Raw genomic sequence first — 1088 nt, 5'->3', positions numbered from 1 at the left:
TCATGACTGGGGTGAAGTCGTAACAAGGTAGCCCTAGGGGAACCTGGGGCTGGATCACCTCCTTATACGAAGATAGTCACGATGAGTGTCCACACAGATTGATTAGGTTTAGAAAAGCAAAGAGAAGAAGAACTCCCAAGGTTCTTCGAAGTTTGTTTCTGCTTTTTAAAGTAGAGATAAATTGCAGTGTCCCGTTCGTCTAGAGGCCTAGGACACCGCCCTTTCACGGCGGTAACAGGGGTTCGACTCCCCTACGGGATACCACTTCCTCCAAGAAGTAAAAAGGGTCGTTAGCTCAGTTGGTAGAGCAGTTGACTTTTAATCAATTGGTCGCAGGTTCGAATCCTGCACGACCCACCATTTCCTCCCAAGGAAATAAAATTTGGGGCGATTAGCTCAGTTGGGAGAGCACCTGCCTTACAAGCAGGGGGTCACTGGTTCGAGCCCGGTATCGCCCACCATTTCCTCCCAAGGAAATAAAAATATGGGGCTATAGCTCAGCTGGGAGAGCGCCTGCCTTGCACGCAGGAGGTCTGCGGTTCGATCCCGCATAGCTCCACCATTCTTTCTCCATGTAAGAATGGCTTTTATTTTCACTTTTTAAAAAGTGAAGACAAAAGAACATCATGGGCGATTAGCTCAGTTGGGAGAGCACCTGCCTTACAAGCAGGGGGTCACTGGTTCGAGCCCGGTATCGCCCACCATCTTTAAACATTCTTTGATGACAAAAGTCTGAAGAGAGTTTTTAAAAATGGTTTTGAAAGTTTAAAACTTGAAAAACTCTTGCTCTTTAACAATTTGGAAAGCTGACTGATTTGATTACTTACGAGTAATTCAAATCAAATTTAAAAGTTCTCAATGTTTATCTGCTCTTATTTATTAAGAACGGTATAAACACAACAAACACATTCAAGTGTCTTGTATTCGAATGATCAGAAATGATTGTTCATTTTTTGATTCTATTTTTTATTAAAAAGTGGAAACAAAAAGTAAATTGAGTCCGGCAAACAGTCATCAAGAATTAACCCTTCTTGATGACAACCAAAAACCTTGGTTAGTTGCCATACGCTTATTTGTCTTCACTTTTT

Annotated in this window: 5 tRNA genes and 1 rRNA gene; all 6 read left to right on the top strand. The window is 42.3% G+C overall.

The annotated features are described in order from the left end of the window. Window positions 1-65 (top strand): 16S ribosomal RNA (locus tag H5300_RS26785); the annotation flags it as partial. Between the two features lie 123 nt (window positions 66-188). Beyond that, window positions 189-264: transfer RNA gene (locus H5300_RS26780), tRNA-Glu, on the top strand. Between the two features lie 20 nt (window positions 265-284). Next, a tRNA-Lys gene (locus H5300_RS26775) sits at window positions 285-360 on the top strand. A gap of 25 nt (window positions 361-385) precedes the next feature. Then, window positions 386-461 (top strand) — tRNA-Val (locus H5300_RS26770). Between the two features lie 25 nt (window positions 462-486). Next, a tRNA-Ala gene (locus H5300_RS26765) sits at window positions 487-562 on the top strand. Between the two features lie 66 nt (window positions 563-628). Next, window positions 629-704: transfer RNA gene (locus tag H5300_RS26760), tRNA-Val, on the top strand. Window positions 705-1088: the final 384 nt, after the last annotated feature.

It is taken from the genome of Vibrio sp. SG41-7 (assembly GCF_014164465.1).
Classification (GTDB): domain Bacteria; phylum Pseudomonadota; class Gammaproteobacteria; order Enterobacterales; family Vibrionaceae; genus Vibrio; species Vibrio splendidus.
Note: the sequence above shows the minus strand (reverse complement) of the source record. Positions and strands in the feature narration are given on the sequence as shown.